Genomic DNA, 627 nt, shown 5'->3' on the forward strand with positions numbered 1-627 from the left:
GTCAAGAAACAGTTCTTCCCTACCTCGGACCGTCCAGAGGTATTGATTGAAGTGCAAATGCCTTATGGAACCTCCATTGAGCAGACCAGCGCCACCACTGCCAAGATAGAGGCCTGGCTGCAAAAGCAGGGTGAGGCAAAAATCGTCACCGCTTATATCGGGCAAGGCGCGCCGCGTTTCTATCTGGCGATGGCGCCGGAACTCCCTGATCCATCGTTCGCGAAGATTGTGGTGCTGACGGACAGCCAGGAGGAGCGCGAGGCCCTCAAGTTCCGTCTCCGCGAAGCCGCTGCTGAGGGACTTGCCCCAGAAGCGCGTGTCAGGGTGACTCAGCTTGTGTTTGGTCCATATTCGCCGTTCCCTGTTGCCTATCGGGTGATGGGGCCTGATCCGTCAAAATTGCGCGAGATCGCGGGCCAGGTACTGGACGTGATGCAGKCSAGCCCGATGATGAGAACCGTCAACACYRACTGGGGGCCACTGACGCCGACGCTGCATTTCGCTCTGGATCAGGATCGCTTGGAGGCAGTGGGGTTGACGTCAAACTCAGTCGCGCAGCAACTGCAATTCCTGTTGGCCGGAGTACCGATCACTGCGGTTCGTGAGGACATTCGTTCGGTGCAGGTG

Annotated in this window: 1 protein-coding gene; it reads left to right on the forward strand. The window is 58.3% G+C overall.

What is annotated here, in order from left to right:
• A partial coding sequence (locus AC1DLB_RS31540; protein ID WP_477786472.1) for an efflux RND transporter permease subunit occupies nucleotides 1–627 on the forward strand: 627 nt, incomplete at both ends.

The sequence above is a fragment of the Pseudomonas sp. 05N434 genome, from assembly GCF_056396965.1.